The organism is Clostridium malenominatum (genome assembly GCF_039521365.1).
Classification (GTDB): domain Bacteria; phylum Bacillota; class Clostridia; order Clostridiales; family Clostridiaceae; genus Clostridium_AW; species Clostridium_AW malenominatum.
The window spans coordinates 2,069,425-2,092,829 of record NZ_BAAACF010000001.1 but is presented as its reverse complement, the minus strand read 5'-3'; the positions used below and the strand labels follow the sequence as shown (position 1 = coordinate 2,092,829).

The following is a 23,405-nucleotide window of genomic DNA, read 5'->3' as shown; positions in this document are numbered from 1 at the left end:
TCATTCATTTTTTGAATAGATCTCTCTTTTTTTGAGATGCTTCTGTTCTTCCTATGTCCAAAATTAAATTAATAGGAGGAAAGAAAATGGAAAATTTAATTCAAATCGCGAGCAAAATCAATTCAATCGTTTGGGGTGCGCCACTTCTAATTTTATTAGTAGGTACTGGTGCATATCTCACTTTACGTCTAGGATGTATTCAAATTACAAAACTTCCCTTAGCATTCAAGTATATGTTTGCAAAAGAAGATGAAGATAGCACTGGTGAAGGAGATGTTACAAGCTTTCAAGCATTGTGTACAGCCCTTGCTGCAACTATCGGTACTGGAAATATAGTAGGGGTTGCTACTGCTGTAAAAGCTGGTGGACCAGGAGCTATATTTTGGATGTGGGTAGCAGCTTTTTTTGGAATGGCAACAAAATATGCAGAGAGCTTACTTGCAGTAAAATATAGGGTAACTGATGGAAATGGACAAATGTCTGGTGGGCCTATGTATTATATTGAGAGAGGCCTAGGCAGTAAGCTTATGGCTAAAATGTTTGCTATATTTGGGATAGGAGTAGCTTTCTTTGGTATAGGAACTTTTGCGCAAATTAATGCTATATCAGACTCTTTAAAGGATTCCTATAATGTTCCTGTAATAGTAACAGGTATAATAATTACTCTATTAGTTACCATGGTTACTCTAGGAGGAATTAATAATATAGCAAAGGTTTCTGAAAAAGTAGTTCCTTTTATGGCTATCTTATATCTACTAGCATCCTTAACTATAATAGGATTAAACATTAAATTAGTTCCTGAAGCCATAAAACTAGTTTTTACAAGTGCATTTAACCCAACAGCAGCTATTGGTGGATTTTTAGGGGCAACAGTTAAGGGAGCAATACAAAATGGTATAGCAAGAGGAGTATTTTCAAATGAATCAGGCCTTGGAAGTGCGCCAATAGCAGCAGCGGCAGCGAAAACTAAATCCTGTGTAAGACAAGGACTTATATCAATGACTGGAACCTTTATAGACACAATAGTTATATGTACTATGACAGGACTAACTTTAGTTTTAACTGGGGCATGGAAATCTGAATTATCAGGAGCTGCAATGACAAACTTCGCTTTTATAAATGGAATTAGAATACCATATGTAGGAAAGTTTATAATAACAGTAGGATTAATGTTCTTTGCTTTTACCACTATACTTGGATGGAACTATTATGGTGAAAGATGTGCAGAGTATCTTTTCGGAATAAAAGGTGTAAAACCCTATAGATATATATTTATATTAATAGTAGGAATAGGTGGATTATCTATTTTAAAATTAGATTTAATTTGGATAATAGCAGATATAGTTAATGGTCTTATGGCAATACCAAACCTTATTGCATTGGTAGGACTAAGTGGTGTAGTAATATCAGAAACAAAAAAATATTTTGATAGAGCAAAAGAGATTGAAGAAATAAATGAAAACCATGTGGAATTAAGAAAAAGCTGCTAATAATTTAAGAGTGTTTTGTTAAGGAAAAAATCCCTTTGGAATTTTAAAAAAAGAAATTCTAAAGGGATTTTCGTTATCTGACAAACTAGATATAAATTGTTGAACAATTCTCAAAACACGAACAATGACATTAGATTTACCTCTACAATAACCTCATATACGAATATTGGACAAGTTTTTCGTAATATATCATTGACAAAAATTTGGGTGCATGGTAACATTTAAGTGTGGTTATAATATTAATGTTCGTATTTATTATTAGGAGGTAACTATAATGCAACAAAAATCAAAAGAAAAGAACAATTCTTCAGTAAAAAGTTCTTTTTTGGACTCATACTTTAAATTATCAGAAAATAATACAAATGTAAGAACAGAAGTTATAGCAGGTATTACTACCTTTATTACTATGGCTTATATCATATTTGTTAATCCTGGCATACTTATGCAAGCAGGCATGAATGCACAGGGGTTATTTGGGGATGCAGCAGTTAATGCTGGAATAAGTGCCTTAAATGATCCTATAGTAAGATCCGTATTTGCAGCTACTTGTATATCTGCAGCTATTGGTACATTTATTATGGGTATATATGCAAATGTTCCTTTTGCTCAAGCTCCAGGAATGGGATTAAATGCATTTTTTACTTATGGAGTATGCTTGTCGTTAGGATACACTTGGCAACAAGGTTTAGCAGCAATATTTGTTTCAGGTATATTATTTATTTTAATAACATTAACTTCAATTAGAGAAAAAATAGTTGATTCCATACCTCAAAACTTAAAATTAGCGATTTCAGGAGGTATTGGATTATTTATAGCACTTATAGGTTTAAAAAGTGGTCATATAATAGTTTCTGACCCAGCAACTTTAGTGGCTTTTGGTGATTTTACTAAGCCAGGGGCTATTTTAACATTAATTGGTATATCTATCACAGCAATTTTAATGGCTAGAGGAGTAAAAGGATCTATCCTTTTGGGAATAGTTTTAACTACAATAATTGGTATACCACTAGGAATAACTAAATTGGTTCCTGTAAATCAACTGTTCTCTGCACCACCATCACTAGCACCAACTTTATTTCAATTAGACTTAAAGGGTCTTTTAAACGTAGGTGAAGGTGGAGTAGCATCCGCATTATTAAATGTATTTATGGTTGTAATATCCTTTAGTTTAGTTGACATGTTTGATACTATTGGAACTTTAGTAGGAACAGCTCAAAAGGCTAATATGTTGGATGAAAATGGTAGAATGCCAAATATGAATAAAGCATTAATGGCAGACGCAGTTGCTACAACAGCAGGAGCACTACTTGGAACTAGTACTGTTACAACTTTCGTTGAATCTACTGCAGGAATTTCCGAAGGTGGAAAAACAGGTTTAACTTCTGTTACTACTGCGATTTTATTCTTACTTGCTATGTTATGTACAGGACTTGTAGGAATTGTTCCAGCTGAAGCAACAGCACCAGCACTAGTAATCGTTGGAGTTTTAATGATGGGAGCAGTAACTAAGATTAATTTTGATGATTTTACAGAAGCGTTACCAGCTTTCTTTACAATAGCTATTATGCCATTTACTTATAGTATTGCAAATGGAATAGCAGCAGGAATAATATTTTATCCTATAGTAAAAGTAACTACAGGAAAAGCTAAGGATGTTCATCCAATTGTATATGTGCTAGCAGCACTATTTATAATAAGATTTACGCTTCTTCCTAAATAAATATATAACATACCCTAAAAAAGTTAGGTTTTGAATTATTCAAAACCTAACTTTTTTTATTATTTAACTAAAATTATTAAATTATATTTCCATCTGTAGATATGGTTACCTCTCTATAAGGAACAATTTCTCCGGACTTTAACATCGCGTTCTTAACGGCACTCACTATTCCACCACAACAAGGAACTTCCATTCTCACTACAGTAACACTTTTTATGTTATTTAATTTTAGCATTTCAGATAATTTTTCTTCATAATGTTTAACATCGTCTAACTTTGGACAACCGATTACTGTTATGTGATCCTTTATAAAATCTCTGTGGAAGTTAGCATAAGCGTAAGCTGTACAATCTGCTGCCACTAATAGATTAGCACCATTTAAATATGGGGCGCGAGTATTTATTAAATTTAATTGAACTGGCCATTGTCTAAGTTCAGATTCATTTTGTGAATAATCCTCTTCTTTTTTAACAATAGTTGCTTTTGCTACTGGCTTTCTTTCAATTAACTTAGCGGCTTGACCAGGACATCCGCAAGGCATAGGTTGTTTTTCCATAGGTATTTCCATAGGGTCTCTGTCTATTAACTCTAAAGCACCGGTAGGACACTCAGGTAAGCACATTCCTAAGCCATCGCAATGATCGTGATTAACTAATTTAGCCTTACCGTTAACTAAATCTATGGCACCTTCTTGACAAGCGTTAACACATAATCCGCATCCCATACACTTTTCTTCATCTATTTTAATTATTTTTTTAGCCATGATAATTCCTCCTATTATTGTGTACATTGATTTATTGATTTTATTATATTAGAATTAATTATATAAATCGGTAACGCAAGTTACAAGAATAAAAAAGGAGTAACTTATGAAAATTAACGAAGAAAATATTATTTCAGCACTAAAATTTTCTATAATATTTAAAGACCTAGAGGGAGAAGAAATAAAGGAAATTTTAAATTTTATAAATTATAAAGTAGAAATCTATGATAAAGGGGAAGCTTTAGCCATAGAGGAGGATGACTGCAATAATTTGGGCATAGTAATCCAAGGGAAAGTGGAGCCCCAAAAGATATTTTCCTCAGGGAAAGCAATTACTATAGATAGGCTTGAAAAGGGGAGCACCTTTGGAGAGGCTATAATATTTTCAAAGACTCACACTTATCCAGCTACAATCATGAGTATAGAGAAAACAGCAGTAATTCTTATACCTAAAAGTGAAATAATAAAACTATGTGCTCATAACAATAAGGTGTTAAACAATTTTATGGCTGTTCTATCCAATAAAATCTTAATGCTAAATAGAAGAGTAAAAACCTTATCTTATCAAAGTATAAGACAAAAAATATGTAGTTATTTATTATTTATTTATGAAAATCAAAAGAGTCAATTAATAAAACTGCCAATTTCAAGAAAAGAAATGGCTGAATATTTAGGAGTACCAAGACCTTCACTCTCTAGAGAAATGATAAATATGCAGGATGAAGGTTTAATAGAGTTTGATAAAAATATAATAAAGATAATGGATATAGAAGTTCTAGAGGATATATTATCAGAATAATAAGGAGAGATGAACATGAATAAAGTAATGAAGTTTTTCTTAGGAATAATATCTTTAGGGCTATTAACATCAATTTTTTTAGCAATAAGTATATACAACTTTGGATGGAATACAAAAGCTGAAAAAAGCCAATGTGTTATTATTCTAGGATGTAGTGTTTATGGGGAGACTCCAAGTCCATTTTTGAAAAAAAGAATAGAAGAAGGGTATAGATTACATAAAGAAGGAGTAGTAGATTATATAATTCCCTCAGGTGGACAAGGTCCAGGAGAGAATATAAGTGAAGCAGAAGCTATGAAAAGATATCTTCTAAATAAAGGAGTAAAAGAAGAATTAATAATAAAAGAAGATTTATCTACAAGTACCATGGAAAATTTGCAGGAGTGCAAAAAAATAATGGAGGAGAAGGGCTTTGAAAAAGCTATAATTGTGTCTAATAAATTTCATTTAAAAAGAGCTTCTTTAATGGCAAAAGAAGTAGGAATAGACGGGTCATATTCAGGGGTATTTGTAGAAGAGTATAAAAGTAAGGAAATATATTACTTTTTCAGAGAAATCCTTGCATTAGCTAAGTTTTATATATTAAAGAATTAAATGTTAAAATCTAGAAGGAAAAATTCAGAATATATAGAATATATAGTCATAGACAAAATTAATTGGAGGGATAGTCATGGGGAAATTATTTTATTGTTTAGACTGTAAAAGAGTTATTAGCAAGGAAGAAAAATGTGATTATTGTAATGGGGAAAATACAAAAGATTTAAGTTACGGTGCACCAGTTAATGTAATAGGGAGTAAATCAAAGGGGACAATTTTGAAGATAAAGGAAGGCGTAGTTAGATTACTTGTAAGAGATGAATATAATAATAAATTTATAAAAGAATATAGACCAGAAGAACTTAGAAAAGTTTTATAAAGACATAAGGATAACCCCCTCATGATTTCATGGGGGGGTTATTTATATGGAAGCCTTGATACGATTCTTGATTTATTTCGTTTATATAAATATAGGAATAAATATTTGTCTGTTTATTAGGAGGAATGGATGTGAAAAAGTATATTAAATTAGTTTCGGTGTTGCTTTGTACAATCTTTATCCTTATGGGTTGCGGCAAAAGTGATGATGCCTTAAAAATTCAAGAATCACCAAAGGTGGATAGACGTCCTATGGTAATGGTGAACGGAGAGATATATCTTGATGCTGGAAAAGAAAGTGATATTGGTGCTAGGTGTGGTGTGATGGATGGAGAAATTATTTCAACAGTAGATCCATCAGAAATTCCAATAGAAAATAATCAATCTAATTTTGGAAAAGGTTATGGATATCAGCATGTGGATAAAAATAATATAGATGTTTTTATGAATGGAAAATGGATAAGGTTTATAAAAGAAAAGGATGAATGGGGTATAGAATTAGCTGCTACCCAAATAACACCTATAGGACTGACATTAGTATGCAATCAGTCAGGAGGGGATATTACAGGTAAATTCAGTACTGGCAGTTATTTTAATTTAGAAGTGAGTGAGGATAATCAGTGGAAAGCTGTAAAAACCCTACCACAGAAGAATGATATTGCTTGGACAGAGGAGGCTTGGATTATACCTATTAATGATAGTGTACAATGGGAAGTGAATTGGGAATGGTTATATGGAAAACTTCCTGCAGGCAATTATAGAATAGCCAAGGAAATTACAGGTTTCAAAGAAGTAGGGAACTCTGAGACTCGTATTTTTTATGCTTACTTTGAAATAGCAAAGTAAAAAGATTTAAAAGTAAGTGTCATATTTTTTATGACACTTACTTTATTCACTAAAATCACGTGATTATCTATTATTTTTCCTTGTGTGCTGGAAGGTTTTTTTCAAAATACGCAAAAGCTGCTAAATTAAAACGCATTTCTTTTTCTTCACCATTTTCTGTATATTTTAAAATGGTTCTAGCTAAATTTTCATCTTTAAAGCAAGCTACTATATCATTTAAACTGATTCTAAAATCCCCTAAATAAACAAAAAGCTTATCTAAAAAGCATAATTCATCCTCATCAATCCATGTGAATAGTTCTCTATATTCTGGTAGTTTGCCTTTGTCAGATTTTTTATTATAGTATTCAGCGGATTTTTGAAAGCTTTTTAAATAGTCATTTATGAAAAACTTCCCTTTCTCTTTTAGAAAATCAAAAAGAGCATCATCGTCTTCAAAATTTTGATTTTGTTTTATATTGTTTAGCGAGTAAAAAAAGGATTTTCTAACCTGTGGAAAATCTTCTAAACACCTTATTAATGAAGCATTCTTGTAATCAAAAAGATTATGTAAATTAAAATTAGTTAATTCATGTTCACATAATGTATCTATCCTTTCATTTCCACCTAAGTACCAAAGACAAGACACTTCTTTTGGCATAAAACTTTGGTGAAATTCTTCATTAAATTTTTCTATCAGCTCTTTTAGTTCAGTAATTATTTTATCATCTACTTTTTTGCTAAAGAATAACATTAAATCAACTCCTGTAAATGCATTAATTGTTTTACAATTTAGACTATTACTCATTTTATCATAAAGTAGATTAATAGTGAATATTAAAATTTTAAAATTGGTTAAACTATGTTATAATATGAAACTAAAGGAAATATTTTTATATTGAAAACGGAGGGATAAAATTGGCAAATGATATAGTTAAACCATCCATATTACCAGGATTTATGGAACTCTTACCAGCAGATCAAATATTATTTAATAAAGTAATGGATACTATAAGACATAACTATGAAAAGTTTGGGTTTATTCCACTAGATACACCTGTAATGGAGAAGTCGGAAGTGCTTTTAGCTAAGGGTGGTGGAGAAACGGAAAAACAAATATATAGATTTAATAAAGGGGATACGGATATATCTTTAAGATTTGATTTAACAGTACCCCTAGCAAGATATGTTTCTCAACATTTTAATGACTTAAACTTCCCTTTTAGAAGATACCATATTGCTAAAGTATATAGAGGGGAAAGAAATCAAAAGGGTCGTTTTAGAGAGTTCTATCAATGTGATATAGATATTATTGGAAACGGAAAGCTAAGTATTATAAACGACGCAGAAATACCTAGTGTAATATATTCAACCTTTAAAGAATTAGGATTTGAAGATTTTACTATAAGAATTAACAATAGAAAAATATTAAATGGCTTCTTTGAATCATTGAATATTGAAAACAAGGGAGATGTTTTAAGAACCATTGATAAGATAGAAAAGATTGGCGAGGATTCTGTAGTAAAAGAACTTGTGGAGCTAGGAATAGAAGAAGCGGCTGTTAGAAAAGTTATAGAGTTTATAAAAATAAAAGGTAGCAATGACGATGTATTAAAATCATTGGAAGATCTAGGAGTTGCTAATGAAATATTTAAAGAAGGTCTTGAGGAACTAAGTAAAGTAGTTCATTATATAAGATGCTTTAATGTGCCTGAAAAGAACTTTAAAATAGATCTTACCATAGCAAGAGGGCTTGATTATTATACAGGCACTGTATATGAAACCATATTAGATAACTATCCAAACATAGGAAGTGTGTGTTCAGGAGGAAGATATGATAACCTAGCTGAATACTACACTAAGCAGAAATTACCTGGAGTAGGAATATCCATAGGATTAACTAGATTGTTCTATCAGCTAAGAGAAGCTAATATCCTTGGAGAAAATGCTTCTTCAACTCTATCACAGGCTTTGGTTATACCAATGGAGGATTGCATAGAGGATGGTATAAAGACTGCTAACAATTTGAGAAAAAATGGAATAGTTGCTGAACTTTATTTAGAGGAAGGAAAGATTAATAAAAAGTTTGGTTATGCAGATAAATTAAAGATACCTTTTGTAATTTTAGTAGGCCCTGAAGAAATAAAAGAAAATAAAGTTACAATAAAAGACATGGCTTCAGGAGAACAGAAGATGGTTTCTTTTGAAGAAGCGGTTCAAATAGTTAAATAGTTTTTTAGATTTTTAGTGCTTTAGTACTTTAGTTAAAGTTAAAATTCCTACGGAATTTCTATTATGAAAATTCCGTAGGAATTTTGTCTGTAATTATCAACTAAAAAATTAAACAACTAAAAATCTATCTAAGGTTTTCCTCAAGCATTGTTAAAAGTTCATTAAACCTCTTAATGGTTTCTTCCATTGGTTTTGAAGTAGTCATATCTACTCCTGATTTTTTTAGTATATTAATTGGGTAGTCACTTCCTCCGCTTTTTAGGAAAGAAATATAACTTTCCAGTGCACCCTCTTCTCCCTTTAATATTTTCTCTGCAAAGGAGTTTGCAGCAGCATAGCCTGTAGCATATTGATATACATAGAAGTTATAGTAAAAATGAGGTATTCGAGCCCATTCCATATCTATTTCCTTATCTACTATCATTTCAGGTCCAAAATATTTAACATTCAAATTGTGCCAAAGGTCACAAAGTTCCTCGCTTGTTAAAGGAATTCCTTCTTCTAATTTGCCTTGAGCTAGCATCTCAAATTCTGCAAACATAACCTGTCTAAATACAGTTGTTCTTATTTGCTCTAATTCAGTATTTATAAAATATAACTTTTTCATTTTATCTTTTTCGTTTTTAATTAGGTAATCTATTAAAATACACTCATTAGTAATAGAAGCTACCTCTGCGCAAAACAAAGTATAATTTGAATATACGTAAGGCTGGGCAGTTTTTGAATAATATGAATGTATGGAATGACCCATTTCGTGAGCTAAGGTTGATACATCATTAACTTTATTATGGTAGTTTAAAAGAATATATGGCATTGTGTCATAAGAACCTGTAGAGTATGCTCCACCTCTTTTGCCTTTATTTTCATAGACATCTACCCAACCCTCTTCAATTCCTTCATTAAATACGCTTAAATATTCTTTACCTAAGGGAGCTAACCCTTTTCGTATTAGTTCCACTCCTTCCTCATAGGCAACTTTTATATCAGGAGTATCTATAATTGGTACATATAAATCATACATATGAATTTCATCGAGTTTAAGCATTTTCTTTTTTAAACTAACATATCTGTGAAGAGCAGAAAGATTATTATTTATGGTTTCTACGGTTTTGTGATACACTTCCACAGGTATATTATTAGGCTTTAAGGAACTTTCTAAGGAAGAAGAGTATCCTCTCATCTGTGAAGTAAAAATAAAAGCTTTCATAGAGGAGGTCAAGGAAGTTGCCAGGGTATTTTTAAATTTTTCATAGGTAGAAAATAAAGTTTTAAAGGCTTCACGTCGAACATCTCTATCCTTTGAAGTTATATATATGGAATAGTTTTTATCGGATAATTCTACCTCCTCTCCTTCTTCATCTTTAACTTTAGGAAAGGTCATATCTGCATTTGAAAGCATATTAAAAATATTAGCAGGTGCTTCTAGGGTATCACTTACGGAAGCAAGTATTTTTTCCTCTCCTTTACTTAAAGTATGAGGTTTTAAGCTTAATATATTTTCCACCACAAAGGTATAGAGTTCTAATCCAGGTACTCTTTTAACTTCCCTTAATAAATGATCTTCCTCTAAAGAAAGTATTTCTGGAAGAAAAAACGCTTTTTCTCCATTAATTTGAGGAACAAAGCTTACAATTTTACTCCAAAGGCTTTGATATTTTGTGTTAGAAGTATCTTCATCAGCTCTACAATGGGCGTAAATATGAAGTTTTTCAGCTAATCTCCCTATTTCTTCATCTAATTTAAAAAAACTTAATAGTTCTTCTCCGTGTTTAAGCTTACCTTCATAAGTTGACAATTTAGGAACTAAATTTTTTAACTTAGAAAAATCCTCTTCCCACAAAGAATCATTTTTATAAATCTTATTTATTTGCCATTTATAATTTTGTTCTATTTCCTCTCTAGATTTAATTTTCTGTTCGTTTTTCATATAATTACCTCCTGAAGAATAAATTACAATTATAATACATAATAACAAAGAAAAAGTAAACACATATAAATTATTATTGCCATAGATTCATAGACTATTTTGCAACCTTTTTGTAACCCCTTTAAATTATTATTAGTTTAATATAAAATTAATATAAAAAGTATAAAGGAGGAAGCTATGGCTAAAATTTTAATAGTAGAAGATGAAATGAGTATAAGAAGCTTTCTTAAAATAAACTTACAAAGAAATGATTTTCAAGTTATAGAAGCTGAAAATGGAGAAGAGGGTATAAGGCTTGCTCAGATTGACCCACCTGACGTTGCAATTTTAGATGTAATGCTTCCAGGGATAGATGGGTTTAAGGTTTGTGAGATATTAAGAAAGGACTATCCTAATATGGGAATAATTATTCTTACTGCAAGAACTCAAGATATTGATAAAATAATGGGATTAGAGTTTGGGGCAGATGATTATATGGTAAAACCCTTTAATCCATCTGAATTAGTATTAAGAATAAAGGCTATATTAAGAAGAATGGAAAGTAATTTAAATGAGGGTAAAAGTACAATTTTAAGTGGCAGCTTTAAATTAGATACTTATTCTCAGAAAGTATACAAAAATGATGAAGAGATAGATGTTACTCCAAAAGAATACATGTTAATGAAGATATTCATTGAAAGTGAAGATAAAGCATTTAGTAGAGATGAATTATTAGATTTAGTATGGGGTTATAATTTTGTTGGTGATTCAAAAATAGTTGATGTTAACATAAGAAGATTAAGGGCAAAAATAGAGGATGATCCCTCCAGTCCTGTATTTATCGAAACTGTTTGGGGAAGAGGATATAGATGGAAAAAGAATTAAAAAGAAGCATAAAAAAAAGATTAATAATAAATTTTATGCTTATAATTATAGCTAGCGTAATGGCCATCGAAGTAGTATTGATGAATTTTGTAAAGGTTTATTACTATGGAAATGTAGAAGAAATACTATCAAATCAAATCAAAATTTCGTCAGATTTCTATTCTAGATATTTTTCTAATAGCTCACTAGAAGAGAACATAATGGATAATGTGGATGTGTTTTGGAGACAAACTACAGCTCAAGTGCAAATTATAGATCTTGAAGGCAAGGTGCTAATGGATTCTATAGGGACAAATATAAAAAACATTAGTGAAGCCTCTGATTTTAGAAAAGCAGTAAAAGGCAATATAGGTAAATGGATAGGGATAACAGAATACGATGATGCAAGAGTAATGGCTATATCATATCCATTAAAATCTCGAGGAGAAATAGTTGGTGTTTTAAGATATATAAGTAGCTTAAGAGAAGTAGATAAATCAATACTATCCGTAAGCGCTTTGTTTTTATCTATTGGAGTCATTGTTATAATTTTAGTAGGAATTCTAAGCATTTTTTTATCTAAAAGCATTGTAGAACCAATAAAAAAACTAACTGAAACTGCAGAGAAAATGGCAAGTGGTAACTTAGAGGTTAGAAATGAAAAAAACGTAGACGATGAAATAGGTAAATTATCAGATACTTTAAATTATATGGCAGAAGAGATATTAAAAAAAGAACAGCTTAAAAATGAGTTTATTTCTTCTGTTTCTCACGAACTAAGAACTCCTCTTACGGCAATTAAAGGATGGGCCTTAACTTTAAATACTGAGGAACTCCCACCAGAGGATTTGATGAGAGATGGCCTTACTATTATAGAAAAAGAAAGTGATAGATTATCTTTAATGGTAGAAGAATTACTTGATTTTTCTAAGCTGATTTCAGGAAAAGTAAGTATAAAAAGGGAAAAGGTCAATATAAAAGAGATTATAGATTACATAGAAACGTATATAGGACCTAGAAGTAAAAGAGAAAAAGTCACCCTCCTTTTAGAGTATAATGAAGATTTACCCTTTGTTTTTATGGATAAAAATAGAATTAAGCAAGTTCTAATTAACATTTTAGATAATGCCTTTAAGTTTATGAAAGAAGATAGGGAAAAGAAAATTGCTTTAAAAATCTATAAAGAAGGAAAATATGTAGTTATTGAAGTAGCGGATAATGGCCAAGGCATAGAAAAAGAAGAGTTGCCAAAGGTTAAAGAGAAATTTTATAAGGGGAAAAGCAGTAAATCACAAAATGGAATAGGGCTATCAATTTGCGATGAAATAATAAAAATGCACAATGGGGAGTTCTTTATAGAAAGTAGAGTAGATGTTGGAACTAATGTATATATAAAGTTGCCCCTATTATTAAATAATTAGAGGAGATAATAATGAAAAAAAATAAAGTAAGATTTTATACAATAATACTGTTTATCATATTTTTCACCTCCGCTATTTTATCAGGATGCTCTTTAAGCCGTTTTAAATTTACAGATAAAATAACATCACCAAATAATAAATTATCTCCAATAAATGGCGTTTGGGAGATTAAAAAGTTTAAGGTCTTTAACTCAGGTAATAAAAAGTATGGAGAAAGCAAAACAGAACCTGTAGATTTATTAGGAATTAAATCCGCTTTTAACGAAGATTATTCATTGTTAATAGATGAGGTTTGTAATAAACCAAATTATAAATTAAAAGAGGTAGATGCAAACAATTATTTTTTCTATACATATAAAGTTAATAAAAGCGATTTAGATATAAGTGTAGATAAGATTGAAGTAATTTCAGTTATTTGTGAAGAAAGTTTATTTTATGACTTTATAAAGATAAGCGATAAGGAGCTAATTGTTTATTTAGATAATGTTTTTTATTATTTAGAAAAAATTAGTGATGACACAAGCGATATATTAAGCGAAGAGAATTTAAGAAAGATAAGAGAAGAAAAAGTGTCAAGTCATTATGGAGATGATAAGCTTTTAAGAACGGGAGTATTAATAGGATTAAGATCTAATTCTCCTATTGATTACAAAGAGGGTTTTGGAGAGGAATATAAGGATAAAGATTTATTTTATAGAACCCTTTGGATTGGCGCAAAAAATGGAAAGCTTCGTGAAGTACTGGAGACACCAAATTTATTTGTTCCTAGAATAAGCGGCTTTTGGTGGGTAGGGCTTGATAATCAAGATAGCGTATTTGCTTATCCTGTAAGTAAGGAAATTAAGGATTTCAATAGTGTAAAATGGGCAGAAAAGAACTCATCAAAGAGGATTTTATTTGTTGGCAATGACTATATTGCCCTGGAAAATAAAAAATCTTTAAACTTACAAAGTGAAGAAGGAAGAAGTAACCTTCAAGTAAGATTAATAGATAATTTGAATGGAAATAAGGGCATAAAGATTTCTGATATAAGTGGTGAAGAAGGAAAAGAAGCAATGTTTAATTCTGCCTATAGCTTTTTAGCTTTAGAAGATGGGATTACAGGAAAGAGATTGGAGCAGCGACCTAGAGAAGAAAGTTTTACTTTAGTTAGAAGAAATGGCCACTGGATAGTTAAAGGACGACTAAATAGTATAAACCAAAATGATTCTTTCTTTAAAGATTATACTATTAATATTGTACCACCATCTAAAATGGTAAACTATGATGAGTTCCATCTCTCGTGGAATGAGGTAAAGGAAAAAGTGCCAAATGCCATAGATGCCTATACATCTCCTAATAAAGATTTAGCTATTATAACTTCCAATAACAGCTTATTTATATATGAAATTGTAAATGGAGCTTTAGGGAATTTATATTTAAAAAAAATTTCCTTAAAAGAAGGAGAAAGTGTTATAATGGCAGAGTGGGCTACGGGAGAATACATGGAAAGATGGGAAAAAACTTTAAGAGGAAATGCTGATGTATTTGTATATGAATAAATACACCAGCATTTCCAATGCTATTTTGGAGGTGGTTACATGGCTATAAATAAAGACGAGTTCGGTATTGAAAAGGAAAATCTGAAAAGTACAATGAAATGGCTAGAAAATGAAACAGTTTATTTAGAAGAAAATATAGAAAAAATCAATTCAAAAATAGGAGAGATTAAAAAGGAATCCAAAGGTAAATATAATATAGAGATGGAATCTTTTTTGAAAATACAAAACAATCTTAAGGATAAAATATCTAATTATAAAGAAGTAAAAGATAAGCCTTATTTTGCTCGAATAGATTTTAAGGAAAAAATAAGAGATAATGAAAGCTTTTATATTGGGAAGATTGGTCTTCACGATGAGAGAGAAGAGGAAGAAAAAGTAATTGACTGGAGAGCGCCAATAGCGGATTTATACTATAGCGGCACAGAGGGTAATTCTAGTTATGAAGGACCTTATGGAAAGATAGAGGGAGAACTTTTACTTAAAAGAAAATTTTTGATAAAGGATAATGAGTTAATTGATGCCTTTGATGAAGGAAGTAATCAAATAATTTTAAAAGGAATTAATAAAGATGAATCAGGAGAAGGGCTAGAGGATGAATTTTTAAAAATTGCCCTTGAAGAAAGCAGTAGTAGTAAATTAAAAGATATAGTTGCTACAATACAAAAGGAACAAAATCAAATAATAAGAAGTGAAAAAAATAAAGTAGCAATAGTACAAGGTTCAGCAGGATCAGGTAAGACCACTATTGCTCTTCATAGATTAGCTTATTTATTATATAAATATCAAAATAAAATATCTCCAGAAGAGGTAATCGTTCTTGCACCAAATAAACTGTTCTTAAATTATATTTCTGAAGTGCTTCCTAATTTAGGAGGGGGAGACGTACCTCAAAAGACCTTTGAAGAATTTGCACTAGAAATATTAAAGATTAAGGCAAAGATATATACAAAGGACGAAAAACTAAGTTATATTATAGAAAACAATAATGAAAATGTAAAAAACATAGTAAAGGGAAGTAAGTTTAAAGGGAGTATGTTCTTTAAGACTATTATAGATAGATATATTAAGTATGTGGAGTTTTCTGGAGTAAATTACGAAAATATTATGGTTGAGGAACATATTATATTTTCTAGAAAAGAAATAAGAGATTTAATAATGAAAAACATGAAGTATCTTCCTCTAGAAAAAAGAATAGAAGAATTAAAAAGATATTTTAATGGTCAATTAAATAATAGATTAGATAAAATAACTAGAGCCATAGAAAGAGATTATGATATTTTGTTAAAAGACATCAGAAATTCTGAGGAAGAGGAAGAGGTAAAAAGAGAGAAATTCAATCTCATATATGATGAAAAAGATGAAAAAATAGGGAAAATTAAAAAAGAAAGCAAAAAGGCTATAAAACAATTTTTTAATAGATTAGAAAAAATTGATGTGGTATCGCTGTATAGTAATTTGTTTTCAGATGAAACCCTCTATTATACTTTAACAGAAGAATCACTTCCTAAGGACTTATGGGATTACTTAAGGGATGAAATAAATGAAAACATATCCAATAATATTATAGATAGAGATGATTTAGCGGCTTTATTATATTTAAAATTAAAACTGCAAGGAAATGATTATCCCTTGTATAAGTATATGATTGTAGACGAAGGGCAAGATTACAGTAACTTTGAAGTTCTAGTTTTAACTTCTTCAGTAATTAATAATTCCTTTGCAATAGTAGGGGATTTAGGGCAAAGTATATATTATTATAGAGGAATTAATAAATGGGAAAACCTCATAAAAGATGTTTATAATGGAGAGGGAGAATATATATGCCTTTCTCAAAGCTATCGTTCTACCATTGAAATTGTTAATTTTGCAAATAAGGCTTTGGCAAAACAAGAAAATTATTTGAAGCCTGCAAAGCCAGTATTAAGACACGGCATGGAGCCTGAAATTATAAAATACGAAGATGAAGCAGAACTAATAAAAACTATAGATAGCATAGAGAAAAAAGTGAAATCTACGGGTAAAAGTAGCATAGCTCTAATTGGTAAAGACATGAAAGAATGCGTTGAAATACATGAAATTCTTACTAAGAATAAAATAAAAGGATGGAAATTAATAAAAGAGGATAAGGGAGAAATTGGAGATAAGAAAATTATTATTCCTTCTTACATGACAAAGGGGTTAGAATTTGACTGTACAATAGTTTATAATTGTGATACAAAGAATTATACCCTTAGTGAACTAGATAAAAAATTACTATATGTAGTACTCACTAGAGCACTTCATATGGAGTATGTTCTTTATAAGGGAGAACTTTCTCAAATAATAGAGAGCATGTAATAAATAATTATATTATTATAACTTATGGAGGAATACAGTATGAAAAATTTTAAATGGTATACATTAGGAGCAGTGGTCATTGCGGGGATTTGGGGATATTTTTCAGATCTTTCCAAGGGTAATTTTTATGGATTTATAGCTAAGATATTTTTTATTTTTGCCTTTATGATGGCTACATATTTTTCCATGGCAAGAGCTAGAAAGAAAGCGGATAAAGCTAAAGAAACTATTGAAATTAGTAATAAAGAAAAGAATAATAAAAAACAGAATAATAAAAAGTCCAGTAAAAAATAATTACTGGACTTTTTTATTTATCTTTAGAGAAGAAGTACATTTTGCCATCTTGTACCGAACAATCAATATAATCTTTATTATAAAGATAGTTTACAAAGGCGGATACAGAGGATAAATTCAGATGATATTGAGTAAAGCTACTAGGTAATTCATTTAATATGGTTAAGTTGTGAAGTATATCTTCTTTTGACATAGGACCATCTAATAAATCAATTATTTGCTTTATAAAATTGTTTATATTGTTTATATTATGTTCCACTAATGTAGATATTTCACTTTGTTCAATTATCTTATCGCTATGAGATATTATAAAATAATCACAGGGAATATCTTTAATATAATTTAAGGTGTTAATACTATCTTCTATACTGTAAAGATAAGGTAGGGAATATTTATCTATAATTTCTGAGCTAAACAAAGCATCTCCTAAAAAACATATTTTTTCTGGAGTTACAAATCCAATATGTTCTTGAGAATGACCCTTTAAGGATAAAACCTCAAACTTCTCATCATTTATTTTGTTTATTCCATAATCTAATACAAAATCTACAGAGTTTATTTTAGTAATTCTATCTAAACCTTTAATAGGAATTGAATTAGAGAGCATAATAGAAGTAAGTTCAGGGTTTTCCATAAATAATTTCTCATTACAAGAGGTATAAGTTAAACATCCCGGATAGTTTTCTTTAAAGTAGTTATTGCCACCGCAGTGATCTATATGGCTATGGGTGTTTACTATATATTTTGGATGTAAATTATTTTTAATTAGAAGTTCGTCAATTTTTTTAGCCTGAGAATTATTTATTCCTGTATCCACTAGAAGACAATTTTTATTCTTAAACACATAAACACCTATATTTGTTGGAGCATCTATATAGTAGGTATTTCCTTTAATTTTTATTAGTTCCATAAAATCATCACCTTTTGCTGTTAATTTGTATTAATTTGTATTAATTTAGTATAACACTAAATTGATACATTAAGAAACTTTTATAAAATTTTTTCAATATTTGTGATATAATATTATAAATAGATTTCATATTAAGGCATTAATGGAGGTATGAATATGAAGGTAATAAAAAGAGATAGAAGGACAGAAGATTTTGATATTGATAAAATTAAAATTACTTTAATAAGAGCAGCTGAAGAAGGGAATGTACCTTTTAACAATTCAGATATAGATACATTACTTAAACTAATAAAGAAGAAAATAGTTTCTGATTTTAATGGTATGATTTACACTAGAGAAGTTAAGAATATTATATTAGAGGAATTAAGAAAATTAGGTTTTGACAGTGTGGCTAATTTATATGAAAACTATATTAAGCAATAAATTAATACTGAAAAATTTGCTGGAGGTATAGAAATGAAGTTAAGCATAAAGATTAATGACATGAGAGATGAAATAATAAAGTCTACACAAGAAATACTTAAAATTAAAAGTATAGAAGATACTTCCAAAGAAGGTATGCCCTTTGGAGAGGGAGTATCTAAGGCATTAGAATATGCATTGAAGTTATCTGAAGGTATGGGATTTAAGACAAGGAACTTAGATGGCTTTATAGGATATGCAGAATATGGTGAAGGTGAAGAATATGTTGGTGTTTTAGGACATTTAGACGTGGTACCAGAAGGCGATGGCTGGAAATATCCACCCTATGGAGCAGAAATACATAGTGGTAAATTATATGCAAGAGGGGCACTAGACGATAAGGGGCCAATCATTGCAGCACTTTATGGATTAAAGGCTATAAAAGAATTAAATATACCTTTATCCAAAAAAGTTAGAATAATTTTCGGTACTAATGAAGAAACAGGCTGTGGTGAAATGGAATATTATTTGAAGCATGAAAAGCCTCCAGTATCAGGATTTACTCCAGATGCTATGTATCCTTTGATTTTTGCTGAGAAAGGAATACTATCCTTTGATTTAGTAAAGGAAATTAAAATATTAGAAACTGAAGACTTTGGTATAAAGTACATCAAAGGTGGACAAAGGGTAAATATGGTACCTGATTATTGCGAAGTGGGTATATGGGCAAGAGAAAAGGAGTTTATTATTAAAGCCTTAGATAAATTTAAAGAAATTTACGATTATAATTTAACTGCTCATATAAAAAGTGATATGCTAGTAATAAAATCAGTGGGAGTATCAGCCCATGGAAGTACACCAGAGCTAGGGGTAAATGCTATAGCTCAAATGTTTAAGTTTTTAGAAACTCTTCCAATTGAAGAAACTCATATATATGAGTTTGTGAAATTCATAAATAAAAATATAGGTTTTGAGTTAAATGGCGAATCTTTAGGAATTAATTTAAAAGATGAGGATTCAGGAGAGTTAAGTTTTAACGTAGGAACCGTAGAAATGAAGGATAATAAAATAGTTTTAGGGATTAACATAAGATACCCAGTTACTTTCAAGATGGAAGATGTAACAGAGCCTATTGAGAAAAGTATAAAAGATAGTGGCGTAGAAATGTGTAATGTGCGGCATCAAGGCCCTCTATATTTCCCTAAAGATCATCCTTTAGTAGAAACTTTACTTAGGGTTTATAAGGAACAAACGGGAGATAATAGAGAGCCAATAGCAATAGGTGGAGGAACTTATGCAAAGGAGATGCCTAATATAGTAGCCTTTGGTCCTGCTTTCCCTGGAAAACCAGATTTATGTCATCAAGCTAATGAATATATTGAAATTGAAGATTTAATAATAAATACAAAAATATATGCAGAAGCCATATATGAATTAGCAAAGTAAGTTTGCATTGACAAATTACCATAGACTTGATAGAATATTCTTGCAATAACAGTTAATTTAATATTTACCGTTTATTATATTGGTATACAAATATGAAGCATATAAACTTTGTATATAAAAATGTGATAAAGCCGGTTTTCCCTTAACAAGGGGAAATTGGCTTTAATTTTTTGAAAGATAATTTTGTAAACAAGATATTTATTTGAAAATAATTCCAAATAAATATTGAATTCTTGAATTTTATTTAATATTTAGAAAAATATATATAAACAATAGCAATATAGTGGTATAATTATGCTGCTATATAAATTTTTCTATAGGAGGGGTTTTAGTGTTAGCCGAGGTTCATATAGTTTATAAAATAATTTTCTTATGTGCAGCAGGATTTTTATCTGCTTTTGTAGATGCAATAGCAGGGGGTGGCGGACTTATAAGTATGCCAGCTTATTTTTTAGTTGGTTTTCCACCACATTTTACATTAGGAACAAATAAATTTTCAGCTAGCTGTGGTTCAGTAGTAAGTACAGCAAAGTTTGCTCAATCAGGAAAAGTGGACAAGGACCTTTTAAAAAGATTACTTCCATTCACCTTATTTGGAGCAGCAACTGGAGTTTCAACAGTGCTAATACTTGATTCAAGTGTATTAAAGCCAATAGTTTTAGCATTACTTATAGGAGTTGGTATTTATAGTTTTTTCTCCAAAACAGTAGGATTAGAGGATAATTTTCAAGGGACTACTAAAAAAACACTGATAATAGGGAGTATTTTCGCTTTTGCTATGGGATTTTACGATGGTTTTTTTGGCCCAGGGGTTGGATCATTTTTAATTTTCGGACTTATAAAGATTTATGGTTTTGATTTTGTTAGAGCCAGTGGAAATGCTAAGGCTATGAACTTAATGAGCAATGTTACATCACTTGTGTTATTTGCAATTAGGGGAAAAATTTATTATCTTATGGGAATACCAATGTCAATATTTATGATTATCGGAGCACGAACTGGGACAAAGCTTGCATTAAAGCAAGGAGCAAAATTTATAAAGCCTATTTTTGTCACCATGTCCTTAGGAGTTGCAGGCAAAATGCTTTATGAAATGTTACTTAAATAGTTAAAAAGGGAATTTAGCAATGCTAAATTCCCTTTATTTTAATAGATCGTATTTTAATATCAAGTCTGAATACTCTAATTGATTTACTGCATTTGCCTTTAGATTTAAAAGCTCATCATTTTCTAAAATTTTCTTACCAGTTGATATTTCATAGAAACTGTTTTCACTAGATAAGTAAAAATATTTTCCATTAGCAAAGGAGCCATTTCTAAAAATAACATTTCCTTCTTTAGAGTTAAATAAATCCCTTCCCATCATGTTTTGTATAGGAAGATTAAATATATTAGCTAAGGTTGGATAAAGGTCTATTTGTCCTCCATAAATCTCATAAACTCCTTTATGATTATCTTGAGGAAAATGTATTAATAAAGGAACTTTACCTAATTCAGCCCAACCTAATTCATCAAAATCGTCTACTCCTAAGAATTTTGCAACTTCATTCTTATTTTCTTTAGGAATACCATAATGGTCTCCGTAAATAACTAAAACAGAATCCTCTAGTTGACCTCTCTTTTCTAACTCGTTTATAAACTTACCAATTTCTTTATCTGTATAGTGAATAGCTTTAAAATAGTTTCCAAGAAGAGTTCCTTCAAAATCTCCCACTGGAAAATCACCATATTTTTCAGCGCCATCATAAGGAAAGTGACTGCTTAAGGTTACAAAAGATGAATAATATGGCTTAGATAAATTATCAAGCTTTTGGAGACTTTGATTGAAAAATGATTTGTCGCTTAAGCCTAGTCCTATTATTTCATCAATATTATAGTCTTTTTCTCCATGGAATTGTTGAAAGCCATATTTAGGATACATAAGATTTCTATTCCAAAAGCTTTCTCTAAAGCCATGAAAAGCAGCAGTAGCATATCCTTTATTTACTAAAGCTTCTGGCAACGCATTAAAAGTATTGCCCGTGTATAAATATGTTACAGAACCAGCAGGGGTAGGGTAAAGGGAATTAGTTGATAAAAATTCCGCATCAGAAGTACCCCCAGAAGCTGTTTGATAAAAATAATTGTTAAAATAAGCACTTTTTTTAATCAATTTATTTAAATTAGGAGTAATTTCTTTTCCGTTAATACTTTTATTTATAACAAAGCTTTGAAGAGCTTCTACTTGAATAGTTATAAGATTTTTACCTTCTCCTATGCCCTTTAATTTCTCAGATGAACTTTCAGAGTTAGTAATTAAAAAGCTCTTTACTTCGTCTTTTGTTTCCTGGGAAATAGGAACATTCTTGCTTATATAACTAGTCATGGAATTATAGCTATCGAGGAGGTGGTAATTAAGTCCACCTAAAGTTTTAGCAATATATACCTTGTTGAACATAGTGCTAAGTAGCCTTGGTTGCTCAACAGATAACTTATATATACTAATTCCATTAAGAGTGATCCCCATTAATATTAATACAGAAGAAACCCAAGCTCTATATTTAAATTTTATAGTATTCTTATATTCAAAGTTTTTTAAATTACTAGCAATTACAAATATAACAATATCTAAAAAGTAAAGAAAATCCGTTCCTTTAACCAGACTTCCCACACTGCTTTTTACAGCACCTAGCTGAAAGCCATTTAACAATACAGGCAGAGACATAACATCTTTAAAATATCTAAAATAATTTATATCTACCACTATAAATAGAGAAATAATTAGATTAAATAAAGTATAAAGCTTAACTCTGCGTCTTTTGTTAAATAAAAATCCAATACTAGCTAATAATAAAACTGAAGATAGAATTGGAATAAATATAGCTTTATATGTAAAATAGCCCTTTTCTATTTCTCTTCCAAATAAAAGTAATTTAATTGTTACAGAAAATATAAAGGTTATTAAATCTATTAATACCATTGTAACCTCCTAATTAGTGTTTTAGATTTTTAGTGATTCAACTAGCAAGCTAACTAACTAAAAAACTATTAACTAATAAATTATTATAATTTCAAAATATTAAGTGCAAGAGAATAATTTGTAAATAAAGTGGAAACACAATTGCAGGATTTTTTGCACGAATATTATTTTATAATTTATTCATAAATTAGTCAACCTTTCAGTATTTACATTATTATCATACTATTGCATAATAGTAGTTGTATTAAAATTTCGGAAAATAGATTGGAGTGTTACAGATGAGTGAGGAAAAAATGGAATTAGAAGAGAAAATAGAACCAGAAAATAATTTAGAAGAAAATAATATAGAAACAACAGTAGTATCAAAGGAGCCTAACTTATTTATTTCAAATTTAATAAATGTTGCAATAATGGCAGCCATTGCAGTAATAGCATATTTTATTTTTGATATGATAATATTAAGAGTTTTAGGCTACAAATTCATTAAAGAATACATGATTACAGGAGTATTAATTATATATGTAGTAGTAACAATAATTTACCCAGTATTTAAAAAGAATACAAAATAGTAAAAAGTTAAA

The 23,405-nt window shown here is 30.0% G+C and carries 21 protein-coding genes; 16 read left to right on the top strand and 5 right to left on the bottom strand.

From position 1 onward, the window contains the following. Positions 1-86 precede the first annotated feature (86 nt). Positions 87-1,490 carry an alanine/glycine:cation symporter family protein gene (locus ABDZ69_RS10550; RefSeq protein ID WP_343769406.1) on the top strand — a complete coding sequence of 468 codons (1,404 nt, stop codon included), beginning with the start codon at positions 87-89 and terminating at the stop codon, positions 1,488-1,490. A 274-nt stretch (positions 1,491-1,764) separates the two neighbouring features. Then, complete coding sequence (locus ABDZ69_RS10545; protein ID WP_343769405.1) at positions 1,765-3,210, top strand: NCS2 family permease; 1,446 nt, start codon at positions 1,765-1,767, stop codon at positions 3,208-3,210. 76 nt (positions 3,211-3,286) lie between these two features. On the opposite strand, the gene ABDZ69_RS10540 is transcribed toward ABDZ69_RS10545, so the two are convergent. Further along, the gene (locus ABDZ69_RS10540; protein WP_343769403.1) at positions 3,287-3,973 is read right to left on the bottom strand and encodes an ATP-binding protein; all 687 of its coding nucleotides are present in this window, start codon (positions 3,971-3,973) and stop codon (positions 3,287-3,289) included. 106 nt (positions 3,974-4,079) lie between these two features. On the opposite strand from ABDZ69_RS10540, the gene ABDZ69_RS10535 reads away from it, so the two are divergent. The 4 genes from ABDZ69_RS10535 (at position 4,080) to ABDZ69_RS10520 (ending at position 6,533) form a co-directional block, all read left to right on the top strand. Beyond that, on the top strand, positions 4,080-4,772 hold the full coding sequence (locus tag ABDZ69_RS10535; protein WP_343769401.1) for a Crp/Fnr family transcriptional regulator: 693 nt from the start codon (positions 4,080-4,082) through the stop codon (positions 4,770-4,772). Positions 4,773-4,787: 15 nt separating this feature from the next. After that, complete coding sequence (locus ABDZ69_RS10530) at positions 4,788-5,366, top strand: YdcF family protein (RefSeq protein WP_343769399.1); 579 nt, start codon at positions 4,788-4,790, stop codon at positions 5,364-5,366. Positions 5,367-5,442: 76 nt separating this feature from the next. After that, entirely contained in the window at positions 5,443-5,688 is a 246-nt protein-coding gene (locus tag ABDZ69_RS10525; RefSeq protein WP_343769398.1) for a hypothetical protein, read from the top strand. A gap of 131 nt (positions 5,689-5,819) precedes the next feature. Further along, on the top strand, positions 5,820-6,533 hold the full coding sequence (locus ABDZ69_RS10520; protein ID WP_343769397.1) for an immunoglobulin-like domain-containing protein: 714 nt from the start codon (positions 5,820-5,822) through the stop codon (positions 6,531-6,533). Between the two features lie 70 nt (positions 6,534-6,603). On the opposite strand, the gene ABDZ69_RS10515 is transcribed toward ABDZ69_RS10520, so the two are convergent. After that, a complete protein-coding gene (locus ABDZ69_RS10515; RefSeq protein ID WP_343769396.1) occupies positions 6,604-7,266 on the bottom strand; it encodes a hypothetical protein in 663 nt (220 codons plus the stop codon). A gap of 164 nt (positions 7,267-7,430) precedes the next feature. Here ABDZ69_RS10515 and hisS point away from each other — a divergent pair, with 164 nt between their 5' ends. Then, positions 7,431-8,744 (top strand): histidine--tRNA ligase, encoded by a 1,314-nt coding sequence (gene hisS, locus ABDZ69_RS10510; protein ID WP_343769395.1) that lies wholly within the window; start codon positions 7,431-7,433, stop codon positions 8,742-8,744. A gap of 124 nt (positions 8,745-8,868) precedes the next feature. Here hisS and pepF read toward each other — a convergent pair whose 3' ends face one another. Next, positions 8,869-10,671 (bottom strand): oligoendopeptidase F, encoded by a 1,803-nt coding sequence (gene pepF, locus ABDZ69_RS10505; RefSeq protein WP_343769393.1) that lies wholly within the window; start codon positions 10,669-10,671, stop codon positions 8,869-8,871. A 177-nt stretch (positions 10,672-10,848) separates the two neighbouring features. On the opposite strand from pepF, the gene ABDZ69_RS10500 reads away from it, so the two are divergent. The 5 genes from ABDZ69_RS10500 to ABDZ69_RS10480 are packed head-to-tail and all read left to right on the top strand — an operon-like array spanning position 10,849 to position 17,107. Beyond that, positions 10,849-11,535, top strand: a complete 687-nt coding sequence (locus tag ABDZ69_RS10500; protein ID WP_343769392.1) for a response regulator transcription factor — start codon at positions 10,849-10,851, stop codon at positions 11,533-11,535. Beyond that, positions 11,520-12,935, top strand: coding sequence for a sensor histidine kinase (locus ABDZ69_RS10495; RefSeq protein WP_343769391.1), 1,416 nt, complete (start codon positions 11,520-11,522; stop codon positions 12,933-12,935). The genes ABDZ69_RS10500 and ABDZ69_RS10495 overlap by 16 nt, the downstream gene beginning before the upstream one ends. A gap of 11 nt (positions 12,936-12,946) precedes the next feature. After that, a complete protein-coding gene (locus ABDZ69_RS10490) occupies positions 12,947-14,476 on the top strand; it encodes a hypothetical protein (protein WP_343769390.1) in 1,530 nt (509 codons plus the stop codon). A gap of 39 nt (positions 14,477-14,515) precedes the next feature. After that, entirely contained in the window at positions 14,516-16,813 is a 2,298-nt protein-coding gene (gene helD, locus ABDZ69_RS10485) for an RNA polymerase recycling motor HelD (protein WP_343769389.1), read from the top strand. 39 nt (positions 16,814-16,852) lie between these two features. Continuing rightward, positions 16,853-17,107: a hypothetical protein gene (locus tag ABDZ69_RS10480; RefSeq protein WP_343769387.1), complete on the top strand. Its 255-nt coding sequence runs from the start codon at positions 16,853-16,855 to the stop codon at positions 17,105-17,107. 13 nt (positions 17,108-17,120) lie between these two features. On the opposite strand, the gene ABDZ69_RS10475 is transcribed toward ABDZ69_RS10480, so the two are convergent. Beyond that, a complete protein-coding gene (locus tag ABDZ69_RS10475; protein ID WP_343769385.1) occupies positions 17,121-18,017 on the bottom strand; it encodes an MBL fold metallo-hydrolase in 897 nt (298 codons plus the stop codon). 156 nt (positions 18,018-18,173) lie between these two features. Between ABDZ69_RS10475 and ABDZ69_RS10470 the strand changes: the two genes are divergently transcribed. From ABDZ69_RS10470 to ABDZ69_RS10460, 3 genes are all read left to right on the top strand, one after another. Beyond that, positions 18,174-18,440 carry an ATP cone domain-containing protein gene (locus ABDZ69_RS10470; RefSeq protein ID WP_343769383.1) on the top strand — a complete coding sequence of 89 codons (267 nt, stop codon included), beginning with the start codon at positions 18,174-18,176 and terminating at the stop codon, positions 18,438-18,440. A gap of 33 nt (positions 18,441-18,473) precedes the next feature. After that, a complete protein-coding gene (gene pepV, locus ABDZ69_RS10465; protein ID WP_343769381.1) occupies positions 18,474-19,865 on the top strand; it encodes a dipeptidase PepV in 1,392 nt (463 codons plus the stop codon). 331 nt (positions 19,866-20,196) lie between these two features. After that, positions 20,197-20,973 carry a sulfite exporter TauE/SafE family protein gene (locus ABDZ69_RS10460; protein WP_343769379.1) on the top strand — a complete coding sequence of 259 codons (777 nt, stop codon included), beginning with the start codon at positions 20,197-20,199 and terminating at the stop codon, positions 20,971-20,973. Between the two features lie 33 nt (positions 20,974-21,006). Here the strand turns inward: ABDZ69_RS10460 and ABDZ69_RS10455 are convergent, their stop codons facing one another. Further along, positions 21,007-22,824 carry an LTA synthase family protein gene (locus ABDZ69_RS10455; RefSeq protein ID WP_343769377.1) on the bottom strand — a complete coding sequence of 606 codons (1,818 nt, stop codon included), beginning with the start codon at positions 22,822-22,824 and terminating at the stop codon, positions 21,007-21,009. 278 nt (positions 22,825-23,102) lie between these two features. On the opposite strand from ABDZ69_RS10455, the gene ABDZ69_RS10450 reads away from it, so the two are divergent. Further along, on the top strand, positions 23,103-23,393 hold the full coding sequence (locus ABDZ69_RS10450) for a hypothetical protein (RefSeq protein ID WP_343769375.1): 291 nt from the start codon (positions 23,103-23,105) through the stop codon (positions 23,391-23,393). Positions 23,394-23,405 lie beyond the last annotated feature (12 nt).